19 protein-coding genes are annotated in these 15,013 nt (G+C 51.5%); 18 read left to right on the top strand and 1 reads right to left on the bottom strand.

Annotation, left to right across the window (positions count from 1 at the left end; genetic code table 11):
- The first annotated feature begins 378 nt into the window (after nucleotides 1-378).
- The 15 genes from PUE40_RS02805 to PUE40_RS02875 all read left to right on the top strand — a co-directional run bounded on the left by PUE40_RS02805 (nucleotide 379) and on the right by PUE40_RS02875 (nucleotide 10,467).
- Nucleotides 379-1,251, top strand: coding sequence for a methionyl aminopeptidase (locus tag PUE40_RS02805; protein ID WP_154554853.1), 873 nt, complete (start codon nucleotides 379-381; stop codon nucleotides 1,249-1,251).
- 144 nt (nucleotides 1,252-1,395) lie between these two features.
- On the top strand, nucleotides 1,396-1,761 hold the full coding sequence (locus PUE40_RS02810; protein WP_154554852.1) for a sigma factor-like helix-turn-helix DNA-binding protein: 366 nt from the start codon (nucleotides 1,396-1,398) through the stop codon (nucleotides 1,759-1,761).
- Between the two features lie 3 nt (nucleotides 1,762-1,764).
- Nucleotides 1,765-3,105 carry a signal recognition particle protein gene (gene ffh / locus PUE40_RS02815; RefSeq protein WP_154554851.1) on the top strand — a complete coding sequence of 447 codons (1,341 nt, stop codon included), beginning with the start codon at nucleotides 1,765-1,767 and terminating at the stop codon, nucleotides 3,103-3,105.
- A gap of 62 nt (nucleotides 3,106-3,167) precedes the next feature.
- A complete protein-coding gene (gene rpsP, locus PUE40_RS02820; protein ID WP_154554850.1) occupies nucleotides 3,168-3,410 on the top strand; it encodes a 30S ribosomal protein S16 in 243 nt (80 codons plus the stop codon).
- Between the two features lie 19 nt (nucleotides 3,411-3,429).
- Nucleotides 3,430-3,663 (top strand): KH domain-containing protein, encoded by a 234-nt coding sequence (locus PUE40_RS02825; RefSeq protein WP_154554849.1) that lies wholly within the window; start codon nucleotides 3,430-3,432, stop codon nucleotides 3,661-3,663.
- Between the two features lie 78 nt (nucleotides 3,664-3,741).
- Complete coding sequence (rimM, locus tag PUE40_RS02830; protein ID WP_154554848.1) at nucleotides 3,742-4,272, top strand: ribosome maturation factor RimM; 531 nt, start codon at nucleotides 3,742-3,744, stop codon at nucleotides 4,270-4,272.
- Between the two features lies 1 nt (nucleotide 4,273).
- Nucleotides 4,274-4,999, top strand: coding sequence for a tRNA (guanosine(37)-N1)-methyltransferase TrmD (gene trmD / locus PUE40_RS02835; RefSeq protein ID WP_154554847.1), 726 nt, complete (start codon nucleotides 4,274-4,276; stop codon nucleotides 4,997-4,999).
- A gap of 88 nt (nucleotides 5,000-5,087) precedes the next feature.
- Nucleotides 5,088-6,089 (top strand): biotin/lipoyl attachment domain-containing protein, encoded by a 1,002-nt coding sequence (locus PUE40_RS02840; RefSeq protein WP_277671842.1) that lies wholly within the window; start codon nucleotides 5,088-5,090, stop codon nucleotides 6,087-6,089.
- A gap of 15 nt (nucleotides 6,090-6,104) precedes the next feature.
- Nucleotides 6,105-6,806, top strand: a complete 702-nt coding sequence (locus PUE40_RS02845) for a YggS family pyridoxal phosphate-dependent enzyme (RefSeq protein ID WP_154554845.1) — start codon at nucleotides 6,105-6,107, stop codon at nucleotides 6,804-6,806.
- A 48-nt stretch (nucleotides 6,807-6,854) separates the two neighbouring features.
- Nucleotides 6,855-7,424, top strand: coding sequence for a cell division protein SepF (locus tag PUE40_RS02850; protein ID WP_206157377.1), 570 nt, complete (start codon nucleotides 6,855-6,857; stop codon nucleotides 7,422-7,424).
- Between the two features lie 3 nt (nucleotides 7,425-7,427).
- The gene (locus PUE40_RS02855; protein WP_154554843.1) at nucleotides 7,428-7,712 is read left to right on the top strand and encodes a YggT family protein; all 285 of its coding nucleotides are present in this window, start codon (nucleotides 7,428-7,430) and stop codon (nucleotides 7,710-7,712) included.
- Nucleotides 7,713-7,740: 28 nt separating this feature from the next.
- On the top strand, nucleotides 7,741-8,433 hold the full coding sequence (locus PUE40_RS02860; RefSeq protein ID WP_154554842.1) for a DivIVA domain-containing protein: 693 nt from the start codon (nucleotides 7,741-7,743) through the stop codon (nucleotides 8,431-8,433).
- Between the two features lie 2 nt (nucleotides 8,434-8,435).
- Complete coding sequence (gene lspA / locus PUE40_RS02865) at nucleotides 8,436-8,888, top strand: signal peptidase II (protein ID WP_277671843.1); 453 nt, start codon at nucleotides 8,436-8,438, stop codon at nucleotides 8,886-8,888.
- The gene (locus PUE40_RS02870) at nucleotides 8,888-9,814 is read left to right on the top strand and encodes an RluA family pseudouridine synthase (protein WP_277671844.1); all 927 of its coding nucleotides are present in this window, start codon (nucleotides 8,888-8,890) and stop codon (nucleotides 9,812-9,814) included. Before lspA ends, PUE40_RS02870 begins: the two co-directional genes overlap by 1 nt.
- The gene (locus PUE40_RS02875) at nucleotides 9,811-10,467 is read left to right on the top strand and encodes a flavin reductase family protein (RefSeq protein ID WP_277671845.1); all 657 of its coding nucleotides are present in this window, start codon (nucleotides 9,811-9,813) and stop codon (nucleotides 10,465-10,467) included. The genes PUE40_RS02870 and PUE40_RS02875 overlap by 4 nt, the downstream gene beginning before the upstream one ends.
- Nucleotides 10,468-11,149: 682 nt before the next feature.
- Here the strand turns inward: PUE40_RS02875 and PUE40_RS02880 are convergent.
- Nucleotides 11,150-12,862 (bottom strand): Rqc2 family fibronectin-binding protein, encoded by a 1,713-nt coding sequence (locus tag PUE40_RS02880; RefSeq protein WP_277671846.1) that lies wholly within the window; start codon nucleotides 12,860-12,862, stop codon nucleotides 11,150-11,152.
- Nucleotides 12,863-12,991: 129 nt separating this feature from the next.
- Here PUE40_RS02880 and PUE40_RS02885 point away from each other — a divergent pair, with 129 nt between their 5' ends.
- The 3 genes from PUE40_RS02885 (at nucleotide 12,992) to rpoZ (ending at nucleotide 14,920) form a co-directional block, all read left to right on the top strand.
- Nucleotides 12,992-13,882, top strand: a complete 891-nt coding sequence (locus PUE40_RS02885) for a YicC/YloC family endoribonuclease (RefSeq protein ID WP_154554837.1) — start codon at nucleotides 12,992-12,994, stop codon at nucleotides 13,880-13,882.
- Between the two features lie 69 nt (nucleotides 13,883-13,951).
- Nucleotides 13,952-14,578 carry a guanylate kinase gene (gmk, locus tag PUE40_RS02890; protein WP_154554836.1) on the top strand — a complete coding sequence of 209 codons (627 nt, stop codon included), beginning with the start codon at nucleotides 13,952-13,954 and terminating at the stop codon, nucleotides 14,576-14,578.
- 42 nt (nucleotides 14,579-14,620) lie between these two features.
- A complete protein-coding gene (rpoZ, locus tag PUE40_RS02895; RefSeq protein WP_154554835.1) occupies nucleotides 14,621-14,920 on the top strand; it encodes a DNA-directed RNA polymerase subunit omega in 300 nt (99 codons plus the stop codon).
- Nucleotides 14,921-15,013 lie beyond the last annotated feature (93 nt).

The following is a 15,013-nucleotide window of genomic DNA, read 5'->3' on the forward strand; positions in this document are numbered from 1 at the left end:
GTCCCGTGCCCATTGCTGATGCTGAATTTTGACCATTTCGTTCATTTATTTCCTCCCATACTAAAAATCCTTGAAAACCCGTATATGGTATTTTACGGTTTTTCAAGGATTCAGGGAAGGCACGGGTGGTTTACCGGTTACTGAACGCAGAGTTCGACTCTGTGCTTTTTCTGTGTGTTTTGTCGGAGATTGTTAGAAATCAGTTGTGATTTTCCCTTCCTCATCCCATCCGGTGGACCAGCACCACGTCCTGGCCGCCGGAGGGCTATTCGCCGCCCCGGCAGCCGCTATTTTTCCTGTTATTAGACATATCTACCTTGAAAAAAATTGCAATTGGTGTACAATTATAAGTGTAAAAAACTGAGAGGAGACAACAAGATGACGGATTGGGGAAGAAATGATCCGTGCTGGTGCGGCAGCGGAAAGAAATACAAGAAATGCCATTACGAGTTCGACCGTAAATTGGAAGAATTATACGATATGGGGGCAGTGGTTCCAAGCCGGGACATTATCAAGACACCGGATGAAATAGAGGGAATTCGCAAGAGCGCGCAGGTGAACATTGCGGTGCTGGATTATGTGGCGGAACATATTCGGGAAGGCATCAGCACTGCGGAAATTGATAAATGGGTGTACGACGAGACCACCAAGCGGGGCGGAATTCCGGCACCGCTGGACTACGAAGGTTTTCCGAAGAGCGTGTGTACCTCCATCAATGAGGAGGTGTGCCACGGCATCCCTTCCGAGGATGTAATATTGAAGGACGGAGATATCATCAACGTGGACGTATCCACGATTTTGGACGGATATTATTCCGATTCCTCCCGGATGTTCTGCATCGGAAACGTCGCTCCGGAGAACCGCAAGCTGGTGGAGGATGTCCACAAAGCCATTGAAATCGGACTGGAGCAGGTGAAGCCGTGGGGTTACCTGGGCGACATGGGACAGGCTATCAATGATTTTGCCAAATCCCAGGGCTACAGCGTGGTTCGGGAAATCGGCGGTCACGGCTGCGGCCTCGAGTTCCACGAAGATCCGTGGGTTGGTTTTACCACAAAAAAAGGCACGGAGATGGTTATGGCACCGGGCATGATTTTCACCATCGAGCCGATGATCAACCTGGGAAAACCGCAGGTTTACACGGATAAAGATAACGGCTGGACCGTGTACACCAGAGACGGAAAGCCGTCGGCACAGTGGGAGATTCAGGTGCTCATCACCGAAGACGGGTACGAGATTTTAGCGTACTAGCGCAAGGCGGGCGGAGCCCCAACCGACACGGCGAAGCCTTCACACATGGGCGGATCCCAACAGAAATATTCAACGGAAAAAGAGGGAGACAGTGTCAAAGAAAATTCTTGACACCGCCTCCTTCTTATGGTATATTAAGCAAGTATGATTGAGAATTTATCCAAAGTAGAATATGCAAGTCTGCTGTACGACTTTTACGGCGAACTGCTGGACGAGAACAAGAAAGAAATTATGAACCTGTATCATGAGGATAACCTTTCTCTGGCAGAGATTGCAGAGGATTTGGGACAGAGCCGACAGGGCGTGCACTACACCTTGAAGAAGGCGGAGAAGTCCCTGGAGAAATATGAAGAACGGCTGGGACTGGTTCGAAAGTATCTGGAGAACCTGCGAAAGTACCAGCAAGTGGAGCAGATTGCGGAGAAGTACCGGAAGGACGATTCCCTAGATGAAGGGGTTCGGCAGGATATCCGGGTGCTCACCGACATGATTAAAGATTTAATGGAGTAGAAGATGGCATTTGAAGGATTAGCGGATAAGTTGCAAGATACCTTCAGACATCTGCGTGGCAAGGGCGTTCTCACGGAGAAGGACATCGATTCGGCGATGCGGGAAGTGAAGCTGGCATTGCTGGAAGCGGACGTGAACTTCAAAGTGGTAAAGAAGTTCGTTGCGGATGTGAAGGAAAAGGCCATGGGCCAGGACGTGATGAAGAGCCTGACCCCGGCACAGCAGGTTGTCAAGATCGTCAAAGATGAACTGGTGAACATGATGGGCGGCGCCAACAGCAAGCTCACCTATTCCCCGAGCGGTTTCACCGTCTACATGATGGTGGGACTCCAGGGTACCGGTAAAACCACCACCTGCGGAAAATTAGCCAATTACCTGAAACAGAACGGAAAGAAACCGATGCTCTGTGCCTGCGACGTGTACCGTCCGGCGGCGATCGATCAGCTGGAAGTGGTCGGAAAAGCAGTGAATACCCCGGTATTCACCATGCGGGAATCCGACGACCCGGTGGAAATCGCCAAAGCCGCGGTGGAAGCGGCGGAGCACAAGGGCTGCAATGTATTAATCGTGGATACTGCCGGCCGGCTGCAGATCGATGAGAAGCTGATGGATGAGCTGAAACAGCTCAAGAAAAACATCCGCCCTCACGAGATTCTGCTGGTCGTAGACGCTCTCACCGGTCAGGATGCGGTGAACATCGCCTCCGGCTTCGATGAAGCCCTGGGTGTAGATGGCATCGTGATGACCAAGATGGACGGTGACTCCCGAGGAGGTGCGGCACTTTCGGCCAAGAGCGTAACGGGCAAACCAATCAAGTTCATGGGTACCGGCGAGAAGTACGACGCTTTGGAGCCGTTCCATCCGGATCGGATCGCTTCCCGAATCCTGGGAATGGGCGATATGATGAGCCTGATCGAGCATGCGGAGAATTCCTACACCGAAGAAGAAGCTCTGAAAATGGAAGAGAAGCTTCGGAAGAACAAGTTCGATCTGGACGATTTCCTCGAACAGATGGAGCAAATCAATAAGATGGGCGGTCTGGCAAAAATAATCGGCATGATTCCGGGCATTTCCGAGAGGGACAAGCAGCAGCTGGACTTCGAACGAGGTGCGGAGCAGCTGAACCAGATGAAGGCGATTATCCAGTCCATGACCAAAGCGGAACGAAGAGACCCTTCCATTCTCAACGCCAGCCGGCGGAAGAGAATTGCTGCGGGAAGCGGAAGAACGGTCACCGAAGTGAACGCGCTGATTAAGCAGTTCACGGAGATGAAGAAGCAGCTGAAAATGTTCAACAACCCGAAGGCTATGAAGAGAAACAAGCTATTTCGCGGTTTGCTGTAATATGCCGTATTGGCAGCTTACGACGTAACTAATTTATTTTTTTTATTAAACAGGAGGACAAAATGGTAAAGATTAGACTGAAGAGAATGGGCGCACACAAGAGACCTTTCTACAGAGTAGTAGTAGCGGATTCCCGTACCCCAAGAGACGGCAGATTCATCGAGGAGATCGGAACTTACAACCCGCTGAAGGACCCTGCAGAGATCAAGATCGATGTAGAAGCAGCTCAGAAGTGGATTTCCAACGGTGCACAGCCGACTGATACAGTAAGAGCTCTTCTGAAAAAATCCGGCGTAGAACTCTAAGAGAAGGGAATTTCAAATCATGGCTAGTCTAGTTGAAGCAATTGCCAAAGCACTGGTATCTAAGCCTGACGAAGTCGTTGTAACCACAGAAGGAACGGAAGATAACATTACCGTATTCCTCAAAGTTGCGAAAGATGATATGGGTAAGATCATTGGTAAACAGGGACGGATTGCGAAAGCCATTCGAACAGTGGTCAAAGCGGCAGCCATCAAGCAGAACAAAAGAGTCTCGGTGGAGATCGTAGAAGACTAATATCAGAGTCTGGCGAACTGAAAGATACAAGCATGCAGGAGAGATTTCTGCATGCTTGTTTGCTAATAGGAGAAAAAAATGGCTTTAAAAGATGACAATACGATGGTGAATATCGGCCGCCTCACCTCGGCGGTGGGACTGAAAGGCGAGATTAAGGTGCTGACCTATGCGGAAGATTCAGAGAATCTTCACGAAGGCACGGTGCTTTACATGGAAAAAGGGGGTACAATAACCACGGCGGAAGTTACCGGAATCCGGTTTCAGAAGAACCGCCCGGTGATTCGTTTGGAGAACGTGACGGATCGAAACGGCGCAGAAGCGCTGCGGAATATGGAGATTTACATTTCCGAAGAGGATTTGGAGGAGCTTCCGGAGGGGGAATACTACATCCGGGATCTGATTGGATGTGAGGTGTACGATCGCGCCAGCGGACGGACTCTGGGTAAAGTGGACGATGTGCTTCAGAACACGGCCCAGAGCGTCTATCGGGTGTTGGATGAGAATGGAAAGGAAATTCTGATTCCGGCGGTAGAAGCCTTCGAACGGGAAATCGATCCGGAGCGAGGCGTGATTGAAGTGGAATTGATTCCGGGATTTCTGGAGGGCTAGAATGAAAATCAATATTTTAACCCTGTTTCCGGAGATGTTCGCCCCGTTGCAGGAGAGCATGCTGGGAAGAGCCCGGGAGAAGGGCATTCTGGATATCAACTTGATCAATATTCGGGATTACACGGAGGATAAGCACAACCGAGTGGACGATACCCCATTCGGCGGCGGTGCGGGAATGGTGATGCAGGTGCAGCCCATCCTGTCGGCCTACCGGGAAAATCATCTGCAGGGACCGTGTCTGTACATGTCCCCTCGCGGCAAAATGCTGAACGGAGAGATGGCAGAATCCCTGTCTCGGCAGGAGGAGATTACCATTCTGTGCGGTCACTACGAAGGGGTGGATCAGCGCGCCCTGGACCTGCTTCAGGCAGAGGAAGTCACCATCGGTGACTATATTCTAACCGGCGGAGAACTTCCCGCCATGGTTCTGGTGGATACGGTCGCTCGTTTTTTGGATGGGGTGCTGGCCGGAGAGGAATCGGTAAAAGAAGAGTCCGTCTATTCCGGACTTCTGGAATATCCTCACTACACCAAACCGCGGGAGGTGGAAGGTCTCGCTGTACCGGAGGTTCTGGTCAGCGGAAACCATGAAAAAATCGATCTCTGGCGATACGAGAAATCCTTGGAAATCACCAAGGAACGGCGGCCGGATCTTTTCCGAGAATACTTGGAATCCGAGCCTTCCCTCTCCAAGAAGGAGAAGAAAATATTAGAAGAAATTAAGTAGAATGAGGACGGTTTTCACCGCCGTTTCCGAATAAAAATTTATTGTATTTGGGGAATAATTCGTGTAGAATTAATCAGTAGGAGTGCGTATGAAAAAGAAGTGGATTTGGTGGGGAATATACATAATCGCCGTAATTATATTAGCGGTGATTATATACGTGGTTCCGTCGCTGATGGGACTTCTGGATACCACATATACGATTGAAAGCGGAACGGTACAGGTGAAAGATTCCGTAGACGATGCCTGGATTATCCGGGACGATACGGTGTACAGCGCAAAGGAAGATGCATCCATGGATGCATTGGTGAAGGACGGCACCCTGGTGAAGGGTAAGAGCCGCGTGGCAGCGCTGAAGGCCGGCGGAAGCCAAACCCTGGGACCGAAGTATATGAAGCTGAGCCATAAGCTGGGAAACTCGATGAAGGCCACGGATGGATCCGTTTCCTCCGGTGGGTACGTGAGCTATTCTGCGGATGGCTATGAAGGCACTCTGAACTCTTCCGTGCTGGATGAGGTGACGGAGAAAACCCTGAATGCTGTGAGCAACGACAGCCTAGATCTCAGCGGTTCATCCTGTGCCGCCGGACAGCCGATTTTCCGTATTACAAAGAACGGAACCTGGTGGCTCGTGTTTTTTGCGGATGCGGATCAGGCGAAGAAGTATACGGTGGGCGGCAAGGTTCAGACCACTTTGGAAGATAAGACCCTGGAGACCACCGTGCGTTCTGTGCAGAAGGACGGGGATCGTCGGCGCATCGTTCTCTCCTGCAAGGAATACCATCCGTCTTATCGGACGGAGCGAAAGGTTTCCTTGGAGAACGTGACGGAAAGCGACTCCGGATTGCTGGTGGAAACCCGGAGCATTGTAAAAATCAAGGATCGGGAGGGTGTTCTAGTTCTGGACAAGGTGGGGCGGAAGCACTTCACCCCGATTCAGATTAAAGCTTCCAACGGCGAGACCGCCGCGGTCTACGAAGATCTGTACATGAACAGCAAGGGCGAATTCGTGGAGACCGTCAACAATTACGACGAAGTCGTCAAGTCGCCGAGCACGAAGGATATTAAAGAAGCAAAAAAGAATCTCAATTAAGAGGAGCGGATGGAAATGAGCATCGGAGAGAATTATCTGGAAATTGTAGAACGCAAGAACAGAGCAGCTGTCCGGAGTGGAAGAAATCCGGAGGATGTCCTGCTCCTGGCAGTGACCAAACTGCACACCGTAGAAGAGCTCGATCAGGCTATTTCGGCAGGGGCAACGGACGTCGGCGAGAACCGGGTTCAAGAGCTCTTGGAGAAGTATGACCGCACGGCAGAGCCGGTGCGCTGGCACCTGATTGGTCATCTGCAAACCAACAAAGTGAAGAATATTATCGATAAGGTTGTCCTGATTCACTCTGTGGATTCGCTGAAGCTGGCGAAGGAAATCAGCAAACGGGCGATTGCCGCGGACAAAGTGATGGACATCCTCATTGAAATCAATATTGGGATGGAAGAATCTAAGTCCGGGGTACCGGCGGAGGATGTGGAGTCTCTGGTAAAAGAAATCGCTGCGGAGTGCGAAGGCGTCCGAATTCGAGGCGTGATGTGCGTGCCGCCGATTGGAGAGACCTCGGAAGATTCCAGACCTTATTTTAAAAAGACGAAGGCAATCTTTGATAACCTGAAGACCCTGGACCTCCCGCAGGAGCGATTCTTGCCGGATACTCTGTCCATGGGCATGTCCGGAGATTTCGAAGTGGCGGTGGAAGAAGGCGCCACGATCGTACGGGTGGGAAGCTCCATCTTCGGAAAGAGAAATTATCGCTGATTTTAAATGGTATCGACTGCATGAACGTGCGGAAATGGAGGAAGTGTAATGGGCATTAAGGACTTTGTGAATGGCGTCCTGGGCATTGACGATGAATATGAAGATGAAGTAATCACGGAAAAGGAAATCGAGGAAGAGAAGAAGAAAATCTCCGCCTCTTCCCGGTCCGGCGAAGGAATTAAGGTGGACAAAGTGGAACCGACTCCTGCCGGAAACAGCTATAAGATGGATAATTCCTACGAGAGCATCGCACCGAAGCTTTCCAGAGGACAGGTGAATAAGAACTATTCCATGAACGGTTCCGCACCCTTCAAGATGTTGGTTGTTGAGCCGAAGTCCTTTGATGAATGCACCAAGCTGGTGGATAATCTGAAATCCAGAAAACCGGTCATCATCAACCTGGAGCGGGTGGAAACGGATCTGGCAAAGAAGATGTTCGACTTTATGAGCGGCGCAACCTATGCCCTGAGCGGAAACGTTCAGCGCGTAACCGCAAATATTTTTATCTTCGCACCGGCCAATGTGGATATCGCAGCGAAGATGAACAATCGGGAAACCGCGGCACAGCCGGCTTCCGGAAACTATCCGTCCCAAGAGACCAAGAGTCCGTGGAGGTAGTGCATGGGTTTGGTGTTGATTCGAGCAATCCATTGGTTTGCCGAAATATTGATTATGATGCTGTTCATACAGTGCATCCTCAGCTGGTTTGTGCAATCGCCGGCATCCCCGCTGTTCAATGCGTATCGGATACTGACGCAGCTGACGGATCCTTTTGTGGCACCGTTTCGAAAGCTTCTGTCCAACTTCAACACGGGGATGTTCGACTTTTCCGTGCTGCTGGCATTCTTTGCCATTGAGTTCGCGGAACAGATTTTGACGCTGCTGATCAGTAACTTATTGCTGTAGCTATATAGAAAGGGAAGGTACTATCACTATGATTATGCCAATTGATATCGATAAGAAAGAGTTTACCAGAGATAAGAAGGGATACAATTCCAGAGAGGTGGATGAATTTCTGGACCTGATTATCGTCGATTATGAGAAATGCCTCAACGACAACAGAAGCATGGCGCACAAGATTAAGTTCTTGGAAAAGCAGCTGGAAGAGGCTCAGAAGTCCGACAATGCAATGCTGGACACACTGGAAACCGCAAAGCGCCTGATGGCAGATATTTCTGCCAGTGCAGAGCGGAGAGCGGAGCTGATGATCCGCGACGCAGAGCTGGAAGCGGAGACCATGGTTCTGGATGCCAAGGCAACCGTTCGCAAGCTGAACGATGAGCACGTTCTGCTGAAGAACAAGGTGGAGAGACTGAGAACCAATTACAGAAGAATGCTGGAAAACGAACTGAACGACTTGGATGCGGACGAGTACGGCCTGAATCCGGATATGGACCGCAGCGATATTGCGGATATCGATAAGGCATTCTCCAATGCACCGGATCCGGAAGAAACTCAGGAGACGCTGGTGGTTTCTCAGAAGCAGAAGAAGGAAAAGAAAGTTCCGGAAGTGAAGTCCGCTCCGGTGACCGATCCGGCTCACGCAACGGTGGCAGATCTTTCCGACAGCCTGAAGAAAATTGCAGAAGATAAGACTCAGCAGGAAGGAACCATTATTCTGAAATAATGATGATTGGAACGATTATTATTCTGGTCCTGGCACTGGATCAGATGACGAAATTCCTGATACGGGCAAATTTTATTGTAGGTGAGACGCTCCCGATGATTCCGGACATACTTCATTTGACGTATGTCCGGAATACGGGGGCGGCTTTTAGTATGTTTCGGAATATGCCGGTGGTGACCGTCGGCTTTCCGATTCTGATGGTCATCCTGTGTCTGGCGGCGTCCGTTTATTTTTATCGCCGGAAGGAACGAATTCCGGCCGCTCTGTGCGCCCTGATTTCCGCCGGAGGCATGGGAAACCTGATCGACCGGCTGATGCTGGGATACGTAACGGACATGATTGATTTTAGGGTATTTCCGGTTTTCAACGTGGCGGACATTGCCGTGACGGTGGGCTGCGTGCTGCTGGCACTGTGGATTCTCAAGACGGAGGACCGGGGAAAGGGGGAGCAGTAATGGACCGAGAAATTCTTTGTGTGGTGACACCGGACAAAGCGGGAAAGCGACTGGATGCCTACCTGGCTTCGGAGGTGGAAGACCTTTCCAGAAACTATGCGGAAAACCTAATCGGTGAGGAACGGGTTCACGTGAACGATGGCATTGAGGCTAAGAAGTACAAAGTCCGAGAAGGCGATCGAATCCGAATCCACATGCCGGCCCCTCGTCCCATCGATGTGGAGCCTCAGAACATTCCCCTGGAAATTCTGTACGAAGATGAAGATGTCATCGTGGTGAACAAACCCCGTGGCATGGTGGTGCATCCCAGCGCCGGCAATTGGGACGGCACCTTGGTAAATGCCATCATGTACCACTGTGGCGATTCCCTGTCCTCTATCAACGGGGCCATCCGTCCCGGCATCGTGCACCGAATCGATAAGGACACCAGCGGCCTTCTCATGATTGCGAAGAATAACAAGGCACATGAGTCTTTGGCGGAGCAGCTTCGGGTGCACAGCGTGACCCGGGAATACCGGGCGCTGGTCTACGATAACATCCGGGAAGACGAGCTGACCATCGACATTCCCATCGGCCGCGATGAGCGGAACCGCCTGCGTCGCGCTGTGAACGGCAGCAATCCGAAGGAGGCCGTAACCCATGTAAAGGTACTGGAGCGTTACGGCAAATACACGCTGATAGCGGCCCGGCTGGAAACGGGTCGGACTCATCAGATTCGCGTGCACCTCTCCCACATCAAGCATCCGTTGGTGGGGGATACCACCTACGGACCGAAGAAGCAGATCTACGGGCTGGACGGCCAGCTGCTTCACGCCAAAACCTTGGGCTTTATCCATCCATCCACCGGAGAATACATGGAATTCGACAGCCCCCTGCCGGATTATTTCAAAGACATATTGGAACGAATTGAAAGGAGCAGATCATGAGCAAAGTCACATCTAAACCCGGAACCATGCTCTATCCGGTCCCTACCGTGATGGTGAGCTGCGGCGACGGGGAAAAAGACAATATCATCACCATCGGCTGGTCCGGTATCGTGAACAGCGAGCCGCCGATGACCTATGTGTCCGTGCGAAAATCCCGTTTTTCCCATCATCTGATACAGGCAAAAAAAGAATTCGTTATCAACCTGGTGAACGAGGATCTGGTGAAGGCGGCGGATTTCTGCGGCGTCCGTTCCGGCGAAAACCTGGATAAGTGGAAAGAGATGAATCTGCACCGGGAAAAAGCTTCTATCGTGGGCGTTCCGATGATAGCAGAATCCCCGGTGAGCCTGGAATGCGTGGTGAAAGAAGTCTCTGAGCTGGGATCCCACGATATGTTCCTGGCGGAAATCGTGGCCATTCATGTGGATGAGAAATACGTGGGCGAGAACGGCGCCTTCGAGTTCGAGCGCATGAAGCTCACCGCCTACAACCATGGGAAGTATTACGCCCTCAAGAGAGAGCCCCTGGGCTTCTTCGGTTTCTCGGTGATGAAGCCCAAAACCGCAAAACGGAAGCGCAGCGAAGAAGCCGGAAAGCGGAGACAGGAATTCCGGAAGCGCACCAAGGCGAAGGGAAAGCCGCGGAAGAAGTAGCTCGCGTCCCGGCCGGTGCCCACCGGCAGAAACCGGCGCCGCCCCGCCCGAAACCGGCGGCGGACTGAAACCGGCGGCGAACTTGGTGCAAGCAAATCGGGAAAGCCATTGATTACGTAGGCTTTGCACCAAGAAAATGCACCGCGCGGCTCGAAACCGGCGGCGCCTTTGGTGCAAGCAAACCGGGAAAGCCATTGATTACGTAGGTCTTGCACCAAGAAAATGCACCGCGCGGCTCGAAATCGGCGGCGGCTTTGGTGCAAGCAAACCGGGAAAGCCATTGATTACGTCGGCTTTGCACCAAGAAAATGCGCCGCCCCGCCCGAAACCGGCGGCGGCCTTGGTGCAAGCAAACCGGGAAAGCCATTGATTGCGTTGGCTTTGCACCAAGAAAATGCGCCGCGCCGCCTCTAATCCGCGCCGCTTTCGGGAAAGCAGAAGAAATTGACGACGAAACGCTCTGCCCCGAGGTTTCGTCGTCAATTCTTTCTTTTTTTTAAACTATAATGGCGGAAAGTGATGCACGAGGCGGAAAAACAAGAGCTCTTGCATCACTTTACAGCAAATCCATGGCAACCGCCCTCTTCGCGTTGGTCATTTAAGGTATTCCAATTAAAAAGTGGGATAATTACTGATAACTATCCCACAAAAATTCGTGAAGAACCATTTTGTCGTTGCTTCTTTATTTCCCCGCCGCGCCTTCCGGCAGCTTCGGGTCCACGTACACGGTGGTGTTGTGGGTGAAGATGACCATGCCCGGTTTGGCACCGTTTGGTTTTTTCACGTACCGGATGGGAACGAAGTCCACCGGCACGTTCTGGGATTCCTTGCCCTTGCTGTGGTATGCAGCGATAGAGGCTACCTGATAGATGATTTCCTCCGGGATGTCCTCCGGGGATTGATTCGGCTCCAGGGGCAGAATGACGTGAGATCCCGGGATATCCTTGGTGTGGAACCACAGGTCCCGCTTTCCGGCCATCTTTGTGGTGAGATAATCGTTTTCCTTGTTGTTCCGGCCCACGAAGACCTTCCGGCCCGTCGGCAGAGTGTATTCGATTGGATGAGGCTTGGATTTTTTTCGGCGGAAACCCTTCTGGGCTCTCTTGCGAACGTATCCCGTATCCTCCAGCTCCTCTCGAATCTGGTTCAGTTCTTCCAAAGTGTGAGCGCTTTCAATGCTCTGGAGAACGGATTCCAGATAGAGAATATCCTTCGAGGTTTCTTCCAGCTGGTGGGTTTTCTCGTGAACCGCCGTCTTTGCCTTGGAATACTTTTTGAAATAATTCTGAGCATTTTTGGAAGCGGCATATTTCTCGTCTAAAGGAATGGTCACCGGTTGATTGTCGTAGTAGCTGATGACGGTCACCTCATGAGCACCCGGTTCCACCCGGTGCAGGTTCGCGGTGAGCAGTTCCCCGTAAAGACGGTATTTCTCGGAATTCTCTGCCTGAAGCAAATCCTCCCCCAGGCGCTGCTTCTTCAGCCGAGCCTTGTCCAGGGAAGCCTGAACCGACCGGTGCAGCGGGTTGGACCGCTGACGGATGGCATTGGACTCCTCCCGATGGGTGTAGAAGTATTCCGTCGCTTCGCTGATAGAGCCGAAGGTTTTTTCCTGCGCCCCCACGTATTCACCCAGTTCCGTCAAATGAAATTCCAGGGGTTTGCCCGTTTCATCCAGATACACGCGGGGAGCGGCGGTGCCGTTCTCAATGCTCCCCAGAATTTCCTCCAACCGTTCCACCGGATTTCCGGAGCGAGCCAGCTCTCGGGAAATCCCCGGAGAGATTCCCTGAATGTGGGATAGCAAATACTTCGGGTCAGCAGCGGCTTCCGGATCCGAATCCAGTTTCTCCGACAGCTCCGTCGAGATTTCCTTGAAAGGAACCTTGTCCTGTTTCGGCGGATACCGGTATTCCAGCCCCGGCAGCAGCTGCCGGTACCGGTTCACATCGATAGAAATCCGCTTGATGCTGTCGATGATTTTTCCCGTATCCAAAGCCACCAGCACAATGTTGCTGTGCTTTCCCATGATTTCAAAAATCAGCCGTTTCGACACCGTGAATCCCAGTTCCGTCTGTGCCTCGATATCCATTTCGATGATCCGCTCCGAACCCCTCTGATGAATGTCCGTAATGCGTCCGGTTTGAATGTGCTTCCGAAGCAGCATGCAGAAATTCGGGGGAGCGGCCGGGTTCACAAATTTCCCGTCGGTGAGGCAGACCCTGGCGGCCTGACTGGCAGCAGAGGCGTACAGCTTCACGTTCCCCTTGCGAGTGTGAATCTGCAGCACCAGTTCTTCGCTGCCCGGCTGGTAGACCTTCTCAATCTTTCCGAAGGTCAGTCGTTCTTTTAATTCTTCTGTTATTCCATATGTTATAATTCCATCGTAAGCCATGTGACTAATATAGCACGAGAACCACCGGAATATCAAGTAAAATCGCCGTTTCTAAGCCATAGAATCCTTTACAGAATCGATAGAAGGTGATAAAATAATGAGTAATTTGATTTCACAATGGAGGAAATTATGGTTAAAAGCATGACCGGTTACGGCCGGGGGGAATACATCGACGAAAAGAAAAGCATCACCGTAGAAATCAAGGCGGTAAATCACCGTTATTGCGACGTATACGTAAAGATGCCGAGAAGATATTCTTTTGCGGAGGAGCGAATCAAGAGCGACGTGCGGGATGCACTGAAGCGCGGAAAGATTGAGGTACTGGTTACCGTGGATTCCTTCGGCGAGAGTGAGAACGACATTCGTCTGAATGAGGACGTTGCCCGGAAATACTACAGAGCGCTGAAAGCTTTGGAGGAGACGTTCGAACTGGATCAGAAGGGCGGCGTAACACTGAGCATGCTGGCGGGCATGCCGGATGTGATCAAAGCCGTGCCGGCGGAGGAAGATGAGGAAGCATTGCTCCACTCCCTGGGCGTGGCAACGGAAATCGCCCTGCAGAACATCATCAACATGAGAGCCGCAGAGGGCGAGCGCCTGGCAAAGGACATTCTGATGCGGGCGGATATCATTGAGGAAATCAAGGATAAGATTAAGGAACGGGCACCGGAAATCGGCAAGGAGTACGCCGACAAGTTCCGGGAACGGGTCAACGAGCTTCTGGAAGGAAAGCTGGAAGTTCCGGAAGAGCGCGTGCTGGTGGAAGCGGCGGTATTTGCGGACAAAGCCAACATCACCGAGGAGCTGGTTCGCCTGGAGAGCCACATTCAGCAGCTGCGGAATTTCTTCGATACCGAGGAAGAGACCGTGGGCAAAAAAATAGATTTCTTGATTCAGGAGATGAACCGGGAAGCCAACACCATCGGCTCCAAATCCAACGATACCGAGATTACCTCCTGGATGCTGGATTTAAAGGCGGAAATTGAAAAAATCCGGGAACAGGTACAGAATATAGAGTAGCAAAGAACGGCTGAAATATGCTATAATATTTAGCCGATATGAAACATATCTTTTGAAAGGGAGAATTCCATGGCAAAACATCGTTCGCAGAAAGGAACACTATTCGTCATTTCCGGACCTTCCGGAACGGGAAAAGGCACGGTCTGTAAAGAACTCCTCAAGGAAAACGACCTGAAGCTGTCCATTTCCATGACCACGAGACAGCCGAGAGAAGGAGAGCAGAACGGCCGGGACTACTTCTTCGTTACGAGAGAAGAGTTTGAGAAGAACATTGCGGAAGGAAACCTGCTGGAATATGCGGATGTGTTCGGAAACCTGTACGGAACCCCGAAGGATGCGGTGGTCCGGCAGCTGGAGCGAGGAAGAAACGTGCTTTTGGAAATCGATGTCCAGGGGGCGCTGAAGGTGAAGGAAGCGATGAACGAAGCGGTTCTTGTTTTTCTTTTGCCGCCGAGCATGAAGGTTTTGCAGGAACGTCTGTCCGGAAGAGGCACCGATTCGGAAGAGGTGATTCAGCGGAGATTCCGAGAGGCGCTGAACGAGATTCGCTTGCTGGGAGAATACGATTATTATGTGGTGAACGATGACCTGGAAGAAGCGGTTGCTGATGTGGCTGCCGTGGTACGTGCGGAGAGCCGCCGGGTTCCGGGCAAGGTGAAACCGATTATTCGGGATTACGAAGAGGAAGATAACTAGAGATACGCTGTTGAAACGGTACGAAATGGGAGGAATGATATTATGATGCTTTATCCATCGGTAAACAAGTTAAGAGAAAAAGTGGACAGCCGCTACACCCTGTGCATGCTGGCGGCCAAGAGAGCCAGAGATCTGATTGCCAAGAAGCCGGCGCTGACGGAAGTTCAGTCGGAAAGACCGGTCAGCCAGGCGGCGAACGAAATCGCAGAGGATTTGATTACGTATCGTCGGGTAGAAGAACCGGAAGAGACAGTGGAAGCAGAGACCGAAGCGGAAGAGACTGCTTGCGAGGAGTGCACCGCAGAAGGCGAAGAGACGGAAGTAACGGAGCCGGAAGCATAAGGGATTTTGACAGAATTAATAAGAAGTGAGAATGGGTTCTTTAATGGGGGAATCCATTTTTCATATATAATTATTTTATGATGCTGCAAAGGG

This window comes from Mogibacterium kristiansenii (assembly GCF_029224645.1).
GTDB lineage: Bacteria > Bacillota > Clostridia > Peptostreptococcales > Anaerovoracaceae > Mogibacterium_A > Mogibacterium_A kristiansenii.